Origin of the sequence: Burkholderia crassaminum (assembly GCF_964265005.1) — a bacterium.
GTDB lineage: Bacteria > Pseudomonadota > Gammaproteobacteria > Burkholderiales > Burkholderiaceae > Burkholderia.
In genome coordinates this window covers 2,179,733-2,194,895 of the sequence record NZ_OZ183799.1, presented here as the reverse complement: position 1 = coordinate 2,194,895, position 15,163 = coordinate 2,179,733, and the positions used below count along the sequence as shown (strand labels likewise).

The following is a 15,163-nucleotide window of genomic DNA, read 5'->3' as shown; positions in this document are numbered from 1 at the left end:
TACTTCTTACTCATCGATCACACGCAGCATGGAACCGATCAAAGTTGGCCTGTTGGGCTTCGGCACGGTGGGCAGCGGCACCTTCACGGTGCTGGGCCGCAACCAGGAAGAAATCAAGCGACGCGCGGGGCGCGGTATCGAGGTGACGCGCATTGCAGTGCGCAACCCGGCCAAGGCGCTGGCTGCGCTCGGCGGCGATGCCGGCGCCGCGCAGATCACCGACGACTTCAACGCGGTCGTCGACGATCCGTCGATCGCGATCATCGCCGAGATGATCGGCGGCACGGGCGTCGCGCGCGACCTCGTGCTGCGCGCGATCGCGAACGGCAAGCATGTCGTGACCGCGAACAAGGCGCTGCTCGCGGTGCACGGCACCGAGATCTTCGAGGCCGCGCGCGCGAAGGGCGTGATGGTCGCATTCGAGGCGGCCGTCGCCGGCGGCATCCCGATCATCAAGGCGTTGCGCGAAGGCCTGACCGCGAACCGCATCCAGTACATCGCGGGCATCATCAACGGCACGACCAACTACATCCTGTCGGAAATGCGCGATCGCGGGCTCGACTTCGCGACCGCGCTGAAGGCCGCGCAGGAGCTCGGCTACGCGGAAGCCGATCCGACCTTCGACATCGAAGGCGTCGACGCTGCGCACAAGGCGACGATCATGAGCGCGATCGCGTTCGGCGTGCCGGTGCAGTTCGACCGCGCGTACGTCGAAGGCATCAGCAAGCTCGACGCGACCGACATCCGCTACGCGGAAGAGCTCGGCTACCGGATCAAGCTGCTCGGCATCACGCGCCGCGCCGAAAACGGCATCGAGCTGCGCGTGCACCCGACGCTGATCCCGGAGAAGCGCCTGCTCGCGAACGTCGAGGGCGCGATGAACGCGGTCGTCGTGCATGGCGACGCGGTCGGCACGACGCTGTACTACGGCAAGGGCGCGGGCGCGGAGCCGACCGCATCGGCCGTGGTCGCGGATCTCGTCGACGTCACGCGCCTGCACACGGCGGATCCCGAGCATCGCGTGCCGCATCTCGCGTTCCAGCCCGACAGCCTGTCGAACACGCCGATCCTGCCGATCGAAGAAGTGACGAGCGGCTACTACCTGCGCCTGCGCGTCGCCGACCAGACCGGCGTGCTGGCCGACATCACGCGCATCCTCGCCGCATCGGGCATCTCGATCGACGCGCTGCTGCAGAAGGAATCGGAGCAGGTGGACGACGCGAACGGCGAGACCGACATCATCCTGATCACGCACGTCACGGTCGAGAAGAACGTGAATGCAGCGATCGCGCAAATCGAGAGCCTCTCGACGGTGGTATCGAAGGTGACGAAGCTGCGCATGGAAGCGCTGAACTGAGCTGAGGACGACATGAACTACATCTCCACGCGCGGCGCCGGCATCGGCGAGCGCCACACGTTCTCCGACATCCTGCTGGGTGGTCTCGCGAAGGACGGCGGGCTCTACCTGCCGGCCGAGTATCCGAAGGTGTCCGCCGACGAGCTCGCGCGCTGGCGCACGCTGTCGTATGCGGATCTCGCGTTCGAGATCCTGGCGAAGTTCTGCGACGACGTGCCGGCCGACGACCTGCGCGCGATCACGCGCCGCACGTACACGGCCGACGTGTACCGCAACACGCGCCATGGCGAGAATGCGTCCGACATCACGCCGCTGAAGACGCTCGGCACCGAGAACGGTGCGGCGCTGTCGCTGCTCGAACTGTCGAACGGCCCGACGCTCGCGTTCAAGGACATGGCGATGCAGCTGCTCGGCAACCTGTTCGAGTACACGCTCGCGAAGCACGGGCAGACGCTGAACATTCTCGGCGCGACGTCCGGCGACACGGGCAGCGCGGCCGAATACGCGATGCGCGGCAAGGCCGGCGTGCGCGTGTTCATGCTGTCGCCGCACAAGAAGATGAGCGCGTTCCAGACGGCCCAGATGTTCAGCCTGCAGGATCCGAACATCTTCAATCTCGCGGTCGAAGGCGTGTTCGACGACTGCCAGGACATCGTGAAGGCGGTCTCGAACGATCACGCGTTCAAGGCGCAGCAGAAGATCGGCACGGTCAACTCGATCAACTGGGCGCGCGTCGTCGCGCAGGTCGTGTACTACTTCAAGGGCTATTTCGCGGCGACGCAGTCCAACGACGAGCGCGTGTCGTTCACGGTGCCGTCGGGCAACTTCGGCAACGTGTGCGCGGGCCACATCGCGCGGATGATGGGGCTGCCGATCGCGAAGCTGGTGGTTGCGACCAACGAGAACGACGTGCTCGACGAGTTCTTCCGCACGGGCGCGTATCGCGTGCGTAGCGCCGAGAACACCTATCACACGAGCAGCCCGAGCATGGACATCTCGAAGGCGTCGAACTTCGAGCGTTTCGTGTTCGACCTGCTCGGCCGCGATCCGGCGCGTGTGATGCAGCTGTTCCGCGACGTCGAGGAGAAGGGCGGCTTCGATCTCGCGGCGAGCGGCGATTTCGCGCGCGTCGCCGAGTTCGGTTTCGTGTCGGGCCGCAGCGGCCACACGGACCGCATCGCGACGATCCGCGACGTGTTCTCGCGTTACGACACGATGATCGATACGCACACGGCCGACGGCGTGAAGGTCGCGCGCGAGCATCTCGACGCGGGCGTGCCGATGGTCGTGCTCGAGACGGCGCAGCCGATCAAGTTCGGCGAGACGATCCGCGAAGCACTCGATCGCGAAGCCGAGCGTCCGGCCGCATTCGACGGGCTCGAGGCGCTGCCGCAGCGTTTCGAGGTCGTGAACGCCGACGCGCAGCAGGTGAAGGACTTCATCGCCGCTCATACGGGCGCATGACGCACGGCCGGGCCGCGGGCCCGGCTGCGCAGGACGGCCGGAATGCCGATTCGTCGAACGGATCGGGGTTCCGGCCGTTTCGTTTGGCGGTGGCGCGCGGCGCAGGTGTTCGCAGCGCGCCGCGCGGCTGCCGCCGCATCGCGTGCGAAACAAGTGCCAGACCCGCGCGTTCGCGCGAATCACAGTTTCCGCATGTCCGCCATATCGCGCGCCCGCGCGACGGCGTCGCTACAATGACGTATTGAATCCAACGATCCCCGATTCCATCGATGTCGAACCCGAATCCCGCGGCGCCGCGCGCGCCGATGCTGTCGACCGCCGAGGCACTTGCCGCGCTGCTCGATGCCGCGAAGCCGCTGCCCGGCGTCGAAACCGTCGCCACGCTCGATGCGCTCGGCCGCGTGCTGGCGGCCGACGTAAGCTCGCCGCTCGACGTGCCGCCGATGCATACGAGCGCGATGGACGGCTATGCGGTGCGCGTCGCCGACCTGCTGCATGGCGATCGGCGTTTGCCGGTGTCGCAGCGCATTCCGGCCGGTCATCCGGCCGAACCGCTCGCGGCCGGCACGGCCGCGCGGATCTTCACCGGTGCGACGGTGCCGCCCGGCGCCGACGCCGTCGTGATGCAGGAGCAGGCGTCGGCCGACGGCGATGCGGTGGAGATCCTGCACACGCCGAAGGCCGGCGAATGGATCACCGCGCAGGGCGCGGATATTCGGCAGGGCTCGGTGATCCTGCCGGCCGGCACGCGGCTCACGCCGCAGGCGCTCGGTCTCGCCGCATCGGTCGGCTGCGCGCAGTTGCCGGTCGCGCGGCGGATTCGCGTCGCGGTGTTCTTCACCGGTGACGAGCTGACGATGCCGGGCGAGCCGTTGAAGCCCGGCGCGATCTACAACTCGAACCGCTTCACGCTGCGCGGGCTGCTGGAGCGGCTCGGCTGCCACGTGACCGACTACGGGATCGTGCCCGATTCGCTCACCGCCACGCGCGATACGCTGCGCGCAGCCGCGCGCGACCACGACGTGATCCTGACGAGCGGCGGCGTGTCGGTCGGCGAAGAGGATCACGTGAAGCCGGCCGTCGAGGCCGAAGGGCGGCTCGCGCTGTGGCAGATCGCGATGAAGCCCGGCAAGCCGCTTGCCTATGGCGCGGTGCGCCGTGGCGACGATCGCCCCGATGCGCACTTCATCGGGCTGCCCGGCAACCCGGTGTCGAGTTTCGTCACGTTCCTGCTGTTCGTGCGGCCGTTCCTGCTGCGCCTGTCCGGCGTGCGTGACGTCGCGCCGCGCGCGCTGTCGCTGCGTGCCGATTTCTCGCAAGGCAAGGGCGACCGGCGCAACGAATTCCTGCGTGCGCGCGTGAACGCGGCCGGCGGGCTCGACCTGTTCCCGAACCAGAGCTCGGCGGTGCTGACGTCGACGGTGTGGGGCGACGGCCTGATCGACAACCCGCCGCAGCACGCGATCAGCGCCGGCGAGACCGTGCGTTTCATTCCGTTTTCCGAACTGCTGTCGTAACGCGACGGCTTCCCGAACCATGAAGATTCAGCTGAAATTTTTTGCAAGCGTACGCGAGGCACTGGGTGTCGCCGACGAGCAGGCCGACGTGCCGGACAGCGTCACGACCGTGGGCGACGTGCGCGCATGGCTGCGCGTGCGCGGCGGGGCGTGGGCCGAGACGCTCGCGGAAGGGCGCGCACTGCGCATGGCGTGCAACCACGAGATGACCGATCCCGACACGAGGCTGACCGAAGGCTGCGAAGTCGCATTCTTTCCGCCGGTGACGGGCGGTTGAGGCACTGGCGATGGCAACGGTACGAATCCAGACCGACGACTTCGATCTGAACGCCGAGGTCGCGGCATTGCGCGCGCGCAATCCGAAGATCGGCGCGGTTGCGTGCTTCGTCGGCACCGTGCGCGATTTGAACGAAGGCGATGCGGTTGCCGCGATGGAGCTCGAGCACTATCCGGGAATGACCGAGAAGGCGCTTGAGAAGATCGCCGCCGAGGCCGGCCGGCGTTGGCCGGGCATCGACGTCGCGATCGTGCATCGCGTCGGCAAGCTGCTGCCGCTCGACCAGATCGTGATGGTCGCAACGGTTGCGTCGCACCGCGGCGATGCGTTCGCGTCGTGCGAGTTCGTGATGGACTACCTGAAGACCGAAGCGCCGTTCTGGAAGAAGGAAACCACACCGGAGGGCGAGCGCTGGGTCGATGCGCGCAGCACCGACGATGCCGCGCTTGCCCGCTGGGGAATCGAATCGGGTAATACGCGGCGCTGAGCGCGCCGTCAGGATCGTGCGACAAGGTGCCGCATGCGCGCAAGCGCCGAGCGTGACGGCTGCCCGTTACGCGTCCGGATCGACGCTGCGCCCGATGATCTTCGTCGGAAACGGCTCGCCGCGGGCACGCGACGGCAACGCGTGCGGATCGTCGCCCCCGTCGTCCCCGCTGCGCCGGCGCGGCGCGATCGCGTCGAGCAGCGCCTGCTGCTCGGGCGGAATCTGGTAATCCCAGCCGAACCGGCTCAACTGCAGGCTCTGCGCAATCCGCAGCGCGGGTTCCATGAAGCGGATCGCCGCGCTCGGCGCGTAGCGCGCCTCGACGGTCTTCAGGAACAGCGACAGCCAGCGGCTGAAATGAGCCGGCTCGATCCCGTCGAGCGGCTGGTGCGCTTGCTGCACGTTGCCGCGATAGCCCTTGGTGCCGAGCACGAGGCTCGACCAGAAGGTGACCATCTTCGGCAGGTGATCGTCCCAACGGCCGGCCAGCTTCGCGTCGAACACGGGCCCGAGCAGCGGATCGGCGCGCACGCGGTCGTAGAACGCGTAGACGAGATCGCGGATGTTCTCTTCGGTCGGCTCGGTGTCGCGAGGGCGGGCCGGTGCGGTATCGGGCGAGGCGGGCAGGACGGTCATGGCAAAAAGGGCCGGGAGAGAGAGGCGGCAACGGGGCGGCGGCGCGGGCATCGTGCAGGACGCCGGCCGGATTTTGACGCAAAATAGCGTCCAACAACCCCTGACAAACGTGTAGATGTCACGCATCTTATTGCGCACGCGCCATCCCGGCAACCCGGGGCCGCGGAACAGGGCTGTCAACCGGCCCCGTGCGCATCCCGATCGGCCCGGCTCACGTAATTGGGACACGACCGATCTTTTCCGTATTCACCCATGAGACTCACCGACTACACCGACTATTCGCTGCGCGTGATGCTGTACCTTGCCGTGCGCGGCGAGGGACTCGCGACGATCCAGGAGATTTCGGACGCCTACGGCATCTCGAAGAACCATCTGATGAAAGTCGTGCAGCAGCTCGGCGAGCTGGGGTGGGTCGACACCGTTCGCGGCCGCAATGGCGGGCTGCGCCTGTTCCCCGAATCGCTGCAACTGACCGTCGGCCAGGTCGTGCGCGCGACCGAGAGCGATTTCGCGCTGGTCGGCTGCTTTTCGGCCGAGGGCGAGTCGCGCGGCTGCGTGATCGAGCCGCAATGCCGCCTGAAGGGCGTGCTGGCGGCTGCGCGCGATGCGTTCTTTGCCGAACTCGACCGTCACACGCTCGGCGAACTGGTCGAACCCGCTTCGCCGCTCGCGGCGTTGCTCGGCATTCGCCCGGTCGTGCGTGTGCATGTTGCGCCGTCGCCGGAAGACGTGCCTGCATCCGTCGAGCCGCCGTCGGCGGCCGGCTGATACGCGATCGCCGCGCGCCGCGATCCGGCGGTGGCCCGTCCCGGGGCCGCTTCGAGGATATCCATCGATTTTTGCGCTGAATCAACCCGAATTTCGCTTGAAAGCCGCATAACCATCCTCATCTTGGTGTTAATCGAAAATTGGAGGTCTCGACTAAATGAGAATCGACAAGCTCACCACCAAGTTCCAGGAAGCACTCTCTGACGCGCAAAGCCTCGCGGCTGGCCGCGACAATCAATACATCGAACCCGTTCACGTGCTGGCCGCACTGGTTGCGCAGCAGGACGGTTCCGCCCGCTCGCTGATGTCGCGCGCGGGTGTTCACATCCAGGCGCTGCAAGGCGCGCTGAACGAAGCGATCTCGCGCCTGCCGCAAGTGACGGGCACGGGCGGCGACATCCAGATCGGCCGCGAACTGGCCGGGCTGCTGAACCAGGCCGACAAGGAAGCGCAGAAGCTCAACGATACGTTCATCGCGAGCGAGATGTTCCTGCTCGCCGTGTCCGACGACAAGGGCGAAGCTGGCAAGCTCGCGCGCCAGCACGGCCTCACGCGCAAGTCGCTCGAAGCCGCGATCGCCGCGGTGCGCGGCGGCTCGCAGGTGCACAGCCAGGACGCGGAAAGCCAGCGCGAGGCACTGAAGAAGTACACGGTCGACCTGACCGAGCGCGCCCGTGCGGGCAAGCTCGATCCGGTGATCGGCCGTGACGACGAAATCCGCCGTTCGATCCAGATCCTGCAGCGCCGCACCAAGAACAACCCGGTGCTGATCGGCGAGCCGGGCGTCGGCAAGACGGCGATCGTCGAAGGGCTCGCGCAGCGGATCGTCAACGGCGAAGTGCCCGAGACGCTGAAGGGCAAGCGCGTGCTGTCGCTCGACATGGCCGCGCTGCTCGCCGGCGCGAAGTATCGCGGTGAATTCGAGGAGCGCCTGAAGGCCGTGCTCAGCGACATCGCGAAGGACGAAGGCCAGACGATCGTCTTCATCGACGAAATCCACACGATGGTCGGCGCGGGCAAGGCCGAGGGCGCGATGGATGCAGGCAACATGCTGAAGCCGGCGCTGTCGCGCGGCGAACTGCACTGCATCGGCGCGACCACGCTCGACGAATACCGCAAGTACATCGAGAAGGATGCCGCGCTCGAGCGCCGCTTCCAGAAGGTGCTCGTCGACGAGCCGAGCGTCGAGGCGACGATCGCGATCCTGCGCGGGCTGCAGGAGAAGTACGAACTGCACCACGGTGTCGACATTACCGACCCGGCGATCGTCGCCGCGGCCGAGCTGTCGCACCGCTACATCACCGATCGCTTCCTGCCCGACAAGGCCATCGACCTGATCGACGAAGCCGCTTCGAAGATCAAGATGGAAATCGATTCGAAGCCCGAAGAGATGGACAAGCTCGACCGCCGGCTGATCCAGCTGAAGATCGAGCGCGAAGCCGTGAAGAAGGAGCAGGACGAAGCGTCGCAGAAGCGCCTGCAGCTGATCGAGGAAGAGATCGACCGCCTCGGCCGCGAATATGCGGACCTGGACGAGATCTGGACCGCCGAGAAGGCCGCGGTGCAGGGCAGCGCACAGCTCAAGGAAGAGATCGAGAAGGTGCGTGCGGACATCGCGCGTCTGCAGCGTGACGGCAAGCTGGAGAAGGTCGCCGAACTGCAGTACGGCAAGCTGCCGCAACTCGAGGCGCAACTGAAGCAGGTCACGCAGGCTGAAGAGCAGGAGCAGCACAACCCGACGCGTCCGCGCCTGCTGCGCACGCAGGTCGGCGCCGAGGAAATCGCGGAAGTCGTGTCGCGTTCGACCGGGATTCCGGTGTCGCGGATGATGCAGGGCGAACGCGAGAAGCTGCTGCACATCGAGGAAAAGCTGCACGAGCGCGTGGTCGGCCAGCATGAGGCGATCAGTGCGGTGGCCGACGCGATCCGCCGTTCGCGTGCGGGTCTCGCCGATCCGAACCGTCCGTACGGCTCGTTCCTGTTCCTCGGCCCGACGGGGGTCGGCAAGACCGAGCTGTGCAAGGCGCTCGCGTCGTTCCTGTTCGATTCGGAAGAGCACCTGATCCGCATCGACATGAGCGAGTTCATGGAGAAGCACAGCGTCGCGCGGCTGATCGGCGCGCCGCCGGGCTATGTCGGTTACGAGGAAGGCGGTTACCTGACCGAAGCCGTGCGCCGCAAGCCGTACAGCGTGATCCTGCTCGACGAGATCGAGAAAGCGCATCCGGACGTGTTCAACGTGCTGCTGCAGGTGCTCGACGACGGCCGCATGACGGACGGGCAGGGGCGCACGGTCGACTTCAAGAACACGGTGATCGTGATGACGTCGAACCTCGGCTCGCAGGTGATCCAGGCGATGACGGGTGCGCCGCAGGAAGAGATCAAGGACGCGGTGTGGCTCGAGGTGAAGCAGCATTTCCGCCCCGAGTTCCTGAACCGGATCGACGACGTCGTCGTGTTCCATGCGCTCGACCGCAGCAACATCGAGTCGATCGCGAAGATCCAGCTCGCGCGCCTGCACGATCGGCTTGCGAAGCTCGACATGGCGCTCGAGGTGTCGGAAGCGGCGCTCGAACAGATCGGGAAGGTCGGTTACGATCCGCTGTTCGGTGCGCGGCCGCTGAAGCGCGCGATCCAGCAAGAGATCGAGAACCCGGTCGCGAAGCTCATCCTCGCGGGCCGCTTCGGTCCGAAGGACGTGATTCCGGTCGACATCCACGACGGCAAGTTCGTGTTCGACCGCGTCGTGCACTGATCGTCTGCCTTGGCCGCCCACCCGGTTCGCGCCGGGCGCGCAAAAACAAACACCCCGCCTCGGCGGGGTGTTTGCTTATGGAGCGTCGCAACGACGCAGGGCTTCAGCCCTGCTTGTTGCCGCCGAACATGCCGGCGATCTGCGACAGCGAGCCGAGCACGTTCGACGGGTCGACCTGGGCCTGGCCGTCAGCCGGTACTGCGCCGTCCGGCGTCGCGTGATTGACGACGTGCGGCAGCACCTGCGCGAGGACGGTCGAGGCCATCGACGGGTCGACGCCGAACTTGCTCGCGAGCGCACCGATCGCGTCCGAGCCCAGCACGTTTTGCAGCGCGTCCGGCGAGATCGGCTGGTTCTGGCCGGTGCCGACCCACGAGCCGATGACGTCGCCGGCGCCGCCCGCCTTGAACTTCTCGATCAGGCCATTCAGGCCGCCTGGCTGGTTGTTGATGAATTCGAGCGCGGTCGTGATCAGCGCGCTTTGCGAGTTGCCGCCGGCCTGGCCGCCGAGCAGACCGCCAACGATGTCGAGGAGACCCATGGTTCTTCACCTTTACCGATAAGGGCGCCACGCTGTGGGCGCCCGTTGAACGAATGCCGCGCGCACGCCGTCGCGCGCGCGGCGCACATCAGGCGCCCGACGCCGCGGCGGCGGAGGCTGCCTTGTCCTTCTTGCTTTTCTTCTTCGAACCCTTCGTCGCTTTTGCCGACGACGCTGCGGCCGATGCGCTCGCACCTGCGTCGGCGGATGCCGCCGCTGCGGCCGCTGCTTTTTCCTTCTTCGACGCGCGCTTCGCCTTGGCCGGTTTCGCCGCCGCATCCGGTGCGCTTGCCGCCGGGGCCGGCGTCGCAGCCGTCGTGCCGGCCGTCGCGGTCGTGGACGTCGATGCAGTGCCTGCCGACGTCGTTGCCGACGTGGTAGCCGATGTCGTCGCGGCCGGTTTCGACAGCTTCACGCCCTTCGGCGGGGTCGACGAGCCGCCGATCGTCAGGCCGTTCTCTTCGAGATGCCCGACCGACTTCGTGCCGAGGCCCTTGACGCGGTTCGCGAGATCGTCCGCATCCTTGAACGGGCCGTTCTTGGTGCGTTCGTCGATGATCGCCTTCGACTTCACGGGCCCGAGACCCTTCACGGATTCGAGCGTGGCCTGGTCAGCCGAGTTGACTTCGACGGCCGCGGCAAGGCCTGCGGCGAGCGACAGCGATAGCGCGACGAACAGCATCAGCAGCTTTTTCAGCATGGCAAAGGCTCCCTGGTTCTGACGGATGAATGGCTGTTGCAACGGACGGTGGGGCGAGACCCGGCCGGGCGTCGCCGTTAAGCATAGGACAAATGCGTGCCCTTTTTAAGACAGGCTGACCGAATCTTGCTGAAGGCTTGCGGCGCTGTAAAGACCGAAACCCGTGCCGGGCGGCGATTTTGACCATTCTTTACGGTGTCGCGGGTTGTCGTCGCGCTGGCCGTTCGAAAGCGCTTGACTTAGAGTTGGCTCTAACTCCTAACCTTGTTCCTGCCATGTCCAAAACCGTATCCCAACCTTCCTCCGCCGGCCCGCTGACGATCGGCCAGGTCGCCGAAATGACCGGCCTGTCGACGCATACGCTGCGGTACTACGAGCAGGCCGGCCTGCTGCGCGCGATTTCGCGCACGGCGGCCGGGCACCGGCTCTATGCGCCGGCCGACCTTGACTGGCTGGCCTTCGTGATGCGCCTGAAGGCGACCGGCATGCCGATCGCGCAGATGCAGGCATTCGCGGCGCTGCGCGCGCAGGGCGAGCCGACCTTCGGTGCGCGGCGCAGCCTGCTGGTCGCGCATCGCGATGCGGTGCGCGCGCATCTCGCGGAGCTGCAGGCGAGCCTCGACGTGATCAGCGACAAGATCGCGTACTACGAGGCACAGGAGCGCGATACGGCACGACGGGCAAAACCAACTCACTCTCCATCGGAACAGGACGGACACAATGGAACGACTCGTTGAAGACCGCTACACGCGCGGCTGGAACAAACTGAAGGAAATCGACGGCGAAGTCGGTGAGCGGGTGATCGCAGCCCTCGCACCGATCGCGCCGGACTTCGGGCGGCTCCTGGTCGAGTTCGGTTTCGGCGATATCTACAGCCGGCCGCAGCTCGACCTGAGGGCGCGCGAGATCGCGACGATCGCGGCGTTGGCCGCGCTCGGCAACGCGCAGCCGCAACTGAAGGTGCATATCGAGGCCGCGCTGAACGTGGGCTGCACGCGCGACGAGATTGTCGAGGTGTTCATGCAGATGGCCGTCTACGCGGGTTTTCCGGCCGCGCTCAACGCGCTGTTCGCCGCACACGAGGTGTTCGTGCGCCGCGACGAAGCGGCCGTGCAGGCCGCATGAGGGCAGACGCGCCGGTGCGTCACGCGCGGTGCGGCGCGACGATCCGGTGCTTCGCGATGCGCCGGTACAACGTCGCGCGCGAGATGCCGAGCGCCTGCGCAGCCGCGTCGGGCCGCCAGCGGTGCGCGGTGAGCGCCGCGACGATGCGGCCGCGTTCGTCGTCAGGCAGGGTGCCGGTCGACGCGCCGCCAAGCTGCGCGGCGATATCGGCCGGCAGGTCATGCCGCGTCACGCGCGCGGCGTCGCACACCGCGCACGCATAGCGTAGTACGTTGCGCAACTGCCGCACGTTGCCGGGCCACGGGTACGCGGCGAGCTGTTCGGCGAGCGTTGCATCGAGCGTCAGCACGTGGCCGGTTGCCTGTGCCTCCTCGGCGAACACGGTGGCAATCACGTCGCGCACGTCCGCGCGCTCGCGCAGCGGCGGCAGTTCGAACGTCGCGCCGCTCAGCCGGTAATACAGATCCTCGCGGAACGTGCCGTCGGCCACCATCCGCGCGAGATCGCGGTGCGTCGCGCAGATCACGTCGAGGTCGACACGTACGGGCGTATCGCTGCCGAGCGGCACGACCTCGCCATCGGCGAGCACGCGCAACAGGCGCGTCTGCAGCGCGAGCGGCATGTCGCCGATTTCGTCGAGGAACAGCGTGCCGCCGTCGGCGAGCGCGATCTTGCCGCGCGCACCGTGCTTGCGTGCGCCGGTAAACGCGCCGGCCGCATAGCCGAACAATTCGCTCTCGATCAGGGCTTCCGGCAGCGCGCCGCAATTGACGGCGACGAACGACCGCGTGCGCCGCGCGCCGGCGTCGTGGATCGCGCGCGCGAACACTTCCTTCCCCGCACCGGTTTCGCCGAGCACGAGAATCGGCAGGCGCTTGCTCGCGACACGCAGCGCGAGTTCGGCCTGTTGCGCGATCTGCACGTCATTGCTGTGCAGGAACGGCGTCAGCGCGCCGACGTGACGTTGCGCGGCGCCTGGGCGGCGCGACGCCGTGCCGGGTTCGCGGCCGGTGCGCCGTAGCGGCGCACGCAGCCGCGCATAGAGCGGCGCGCCGGTCGCGCGCAGCCGCAGTGCGACGATCGCATCGAGCCGCGCGGCATCGCGCAGCGGCATCTCGGTCGCATCGAAGATCTCGTCGATATGGCGCGGTTCGCGCAGCGCCGGCAGCGCGTCGCGCGCCTGCCGGTTCGCGGCGACGATATTGCCGCATTCGTCGAACGCGATCAGCCACTCGGGTTGTGCTTCGACGTAATGACGATTCGGATGCCCGAACAGGATCCAGTGCTGCGCGGTGCTGTGCACGAAGTAGCCGTCCTCGATCAGCGCCGCGCTCTGCCGCACGAGCTGATAGACGAGACGCTGGCTGTCGCGGCCGTCGGGTGAATGAACGGCCGACGCGTCGAGCACACCGATCAGCTCGCCGCCCGGCGAGAAGATCGGCGCCGCGCTGCAGGTGAGCGTCGTGAATGCCGCGCGAAAGTGATCGGTCTTGTGCACGGTGATCGGCGCGAGATCGGTCAGCACGTTCGCGACACCGCATGTGCCTTCCTCGCTTTCCGACCAGCACGAGCCGATGTGCAGCCCCGCATGGCGGAAGTCGTTGCGGCGCTCGCGGTCGATCCGGTAGTCGATCGTCACGCCGTGCGCGTCGGTCAGCATCACGCAGTAGTCGGCGACGCGGATCATGTCGTGCAGCCGCGTCAGGCACTGGCCCGACGCGCGCAGGAAGGCCTCCTCCTTGTCGCGCACTTCGCGCAGCTCGGCCGCGGTCAGCACGCGCGGGCCGATCGACGAAGCGGGGTCGAGACGGTAGCGCTCCAGCGACCGTTGCCACGAGGACACGAGGCGCGTGGATTCGGCCGGCGCGGGCAGGCGTCCGGCGAGCGCGCCGAGCACACGGTCGGCGTGCTGGGCCTGGGGGACGGCGTAGGGCATGGTCGGCTCCGGTTCCGTACGGCGGGGAATGCGATGTTCTTGTAGCACATCCCGTTCGACGGATCACATTGCATCGCAGCACGCGGAGGGCGTGAGACGTTCGTCTCACCGGTATCGCGGGCTGTCTCGTGTCGCTGAGACGCGTTCGTGTGCGACATGCGGAGGTCGGCCGGCATGACGCGGCACGCGCGGTGCCGCGATGCCGCGGGGTTCGCGGGCGCCACGGCGCGCTTGCACCGACGTCGCGATGGCCGTTTCGTCGCATCGACGCGGTGAGACGAACGGGCCGGATTGCCGCGTGCATCGTGCTTCCGGCAGCGGATCGGAGGCGCCGCCACGAGCGCCGCGCCAGCGTGTACACGGGTTTCACTGTCATCGCATGCACGATGGCACGCCGCTTGCAGAGATCACGGACAGGTCGGCGCGGTCGCGTCGGCGATGAGGATCCGCCGCCCGGCGATGGCAGCGGACGAAACAGGCAGGGCCGCGGCGTACGTCAATGCGCCGGGGCCGGCCAACTGGATGGAGACGAACCCGTGACAACGCCCGTTACCGTCGGCGTGATTGCGAACCCCGCATCGGGGCGCGATATCCGCCGCCTCACGACGCATGCCTCTGTGTTTCCGACCGCGGAGAAGGCGAACATGATCGTGCGCCTGCTGGCCGGCCTCGGCGCGATGGGCGTCGAGCGCGTGCTGACGTTGCGCGACCGGACGGGCATCGCGACGTTGCTGCTGCGCGCGCTCGACACGCATCGTGCGGTCGCGCCGCACGAGCGCTGGCCCGAGGTCGAGTTCGTCGACCTGCCGATCACCGACACCGTTGCCGACACACAGGCCGGTGCCGCGTACCTGCACCGGATGGAAGTCGCGTCGATCGTCGTGCTCGGCGGCGACGGTACGCATCGCGCCGTGGCCGCGCACTGCGGCGCGACGCCGCTCGTCGCGCTGTCCACCGGCACCAACAACGCGTTTCCCGAACATCGCGAAGCAACCGTCGCCGGCGTCGCGGCAGGACTCGCCGCGACGGGCGCGGTGCCGGCCGAAGTCGCGTTCACGCGCAACAAGCGGCTCGTCGTGCGCTGCGTCGCGGGCGCGCAGCCGGGGCGCGAGGAGATCGCGCTCGTCGACGTGTGCGCCGCGCGACAGCGTTTCATCGGCGCCCGCGCGATCTCGGGATCCGACGACATCGAATCGCTCTACCTGACGTTTGCGGAACCGGACGGGATCGGCCTGTCCGCGCTCGGCGGCGCGTGGGCGCCGCTAGAACGCAGCGCGCCGCACGGGCTTGCGATGCGTTTCGCGGCCGACGGCAAGACGGCGGGCACGCCGCTCGTCGCGCCGATCGCACCGGGCCGCGTCGACCGCGTGGTGATGCGCAGCTGCGAGCGGCTCGAACCGGGTGCATGGCAGGCGATCCCGTTCGAGCGCGGCACGCTCGCGTTCGACGGTGAGCGCGAGATCGAGGTCGCGCGCGGCGATCGCTACGAGATTTCGCTCGACTGGCGCGGGCCGCTGACGGTCGACGTCGGCCGCACGCTGCGCTACGCGTCGTCGCGGCAATTGCTGCGCGATGCCGGTGCGTGGCACGACTGAGTACC

The 15,163-nt window shown here is 67.6% G+C and carries 14 protein-coding genes; 10 read left to right on the top strand and 4 right to left on the bottom strand.

Features of this window, described 5'->3' with window-relative positions:
* Positions 1 to 28: 28 nt before the first annotated feature.
* The 5 genes from ACPTTF_RS10090 (at position 29) to ACPTTF_RS10070 (ending at position 5,102) form a co-directional block, all read left to right on the top strand.
* Positions 29 to 1,357, top strand: coding sequence for a homoserine dehydrogenase (locus ACPTTF_RS10090; RefSeq protein WP_423371095.1), 1,329 nt, complete (start codon positions 29 to 31; stop codon positions 1,355 to 1,357).
* 12 nt (positions 1,358 to 1,369) lie between these two features.
* Positions 1,370 to 2,821 (top strand): threonine synthase, encoded by a 1,452-nt coding sequence (gene thrC, locus ACPTTF_RS10085; RefSeq protein ID WP_423371094.1) that lies wholly within the window; start codon positions 1,370 to 1,372, stop codon positions 2,819 to 2,821.
* Between the two features lie 269 nt (positions 2,822 to 3,090).
* The gene (glp, locus tag ACPTTF_RS10080; RefSeq protein ID WP_423371093.1) at positions 3,091 to 4,338 is read left to right on the top strand and encodes a gephyrin-like molybdotransferase Glp; all 1,248 of its coding nucleotides are present in this window, start codon (positions 3,091 to 3,093) and stop codon (positions 4,336 to 4,338) included.
* 19 nt (positions 4,339 to 4,357) lie between these two features.
* Positions 4,358 to 4,615, top strand: coding sequence for a molybdopterin converting factor subunit 1 (gene moaD, locus ACPTTF_RS10075; RefSeq protein WP_011352296.1), 258 nt, complete (start codon positions 4,358 to 4,360; stop codon positions 4,613 to 4,615).
* A gap of 10 nt (positions 4,616 to 4,625) precedes the next feature.
* Positions 4,626 to 5,102, top strand: coding sequence for a molybdenum cofactor biosynthesis protein MoaE (locus ACPTTF_RS10070; protein ID WP_166965802.1), 477 nt, complete (start codon positions 4,626 to 4,628; stop codon positions 5,100 to 5,102).
* Positions 5,103 to 5,168: 66 nt separating this feature from the next.
* Here ACPTTF_RS10070 and ACPTTF_RS10065 read toward each other — a convergent pair whose 3' ends face one another.
* Positions 5,169 to 5,738 carry a group III truncated hemoglobin gene (locus tag ACPTTF_RS10065; protein ID WP_166965800.1) on the bottom strand — a complete coding sequence of 190 codons (570 nt, stop codon included), beginning with the start codon at positions 5,736 to 5,738 and terminating at the stop codon, positions 5,169 to 5,171.
* Positions 5,739 to 5,990: 252 nt separating this feature from the next.
* On the opposite strand from ACPTTF_RS10065, the gene ACPTTF_RS10060 reads away from it, so the two are divergent.
* Positions 5,991 to 6,506, top strand: a complete 516-nt coding sequence (locus ACPTTF_RS10060; RefSeq protein ID WP_423371092.1) for an Rrf2 family transcriptional regulator — start codon at positions 5,991 to 5,993, stop codon at positions 6,504 to 6,506.
* A 157-nt stretch (positions 6,507 to 6,663) separates the two neighbouring features.
* Positions 6,664 to 9,261 (top strand): ATP-dependent chaperone ClpB, encoded by a 2,598-nt coding sequence (gene clpB, locus ACPTTF_RS10055; RefSeq protein WP_423371091.1) that lies wholly within the window; start codon positions 6,664 to 6,666, stop codon positions 9,259 to 9,261.
* Between the two features lie 103 nt (positions 9,262 to 9,364).
* Here clpB and ACPTTF_RS10050 read toward each other — a convergent pair whose 3' ends face one another.
* Complete coding sequence (locus ACPTTF_RS10050; RefSeq protein ID WP_011352291.1) at positions 9,365 to 9,802, bottom strand: YidB family protein; 438 nt, start codon at positions 9,800 to 9,802, stop codon at positions 9,365 to 9,367.
* 88 nt (positions 9,803 to 9,890) lie between these two features.
* The gene (locus ACPTTF_RS10045; RefSeq protein WP_423371090.1) at positions 9,891 to 10,502 is read right to left on the bottom strand and encodes a ComEA family DNA-binding protein; all 612 of its coding nucleotides are present in this window, start codon (positions 10,500 to 10,502) and stop codon (positions 9,891 to 9,893) included.
* Positions 10,503 to 10,777: 275 nt separating this feature from the next.
* Between ACPTTF_RS10045 and ACPTTF_RS10040 the strand changes: the two genes are divergently transcribed.
* Together ACPTTF_RS10040 and ACPTTF_RS10035 are read left to right on the top strand one after the other, a co-directional pair.
* Entirely contained in the window at positions 10,778 to 11,239 is a 462-nt protein-coding gene (locus ACPTTF_RS10040; protein WP_423371089.1) for a MerR family transcriptional regulator, read from the top strand.
* Positions 11,223 to 11,627 (top strand): carboxymuconolactone decarboxylase family protein, encoded by a 405-nt coding sequence (locus ACPTTF_RS10035; protein ID WP_423371088.1) that lies wholly within the window; start codon positions 11,223 to 11,225, stop codon positions 11,625 to 11,627. Before ACPTTF_RS10040 ends, ACPTTF_RS10035 begins: the two co-directional genes overlap by 17 nt.
* 19 nt (positions 11,628 to 11,646) lie before the next feature.
* Here the strand turns inward: ACPTTF_RS10035 and ACPTTF_RS10030 are convergent, their stop codons facing one another.
* Complete coding sequence (locus ACPTTF_RS10030; RefSeq protein ID WP_423371087.1) at positions 11,647 to 13,563, bottom strand: sigma-54-dependent Fis family transcriptional regulator; 1,917 nt, start codon at positions 13,561 to 13,563, stop codon at positions 11,647 to 11,649.
* A gap of 536 nt (positions 13,564 to 14,099) precedes the next feature.
* Between ACPTTF_RS10030 and ACPTTF_RS10025 the strand changes: the two genes are divergently transcribed.
* Positions 14,100 to 15,158, top strand: coding sequence for an ATP-NAD kinase family protein (locus ACPTTF_RS10025; protein ID WP_423371086.1), 1,059 nt, complete (start codon positions 14,100 to 14,102; stop codon positions 15,156 to 15,158).
* The last annotated feature ends 5 nt before the right edge of the window (positions 15,159 to 15,163 follow it).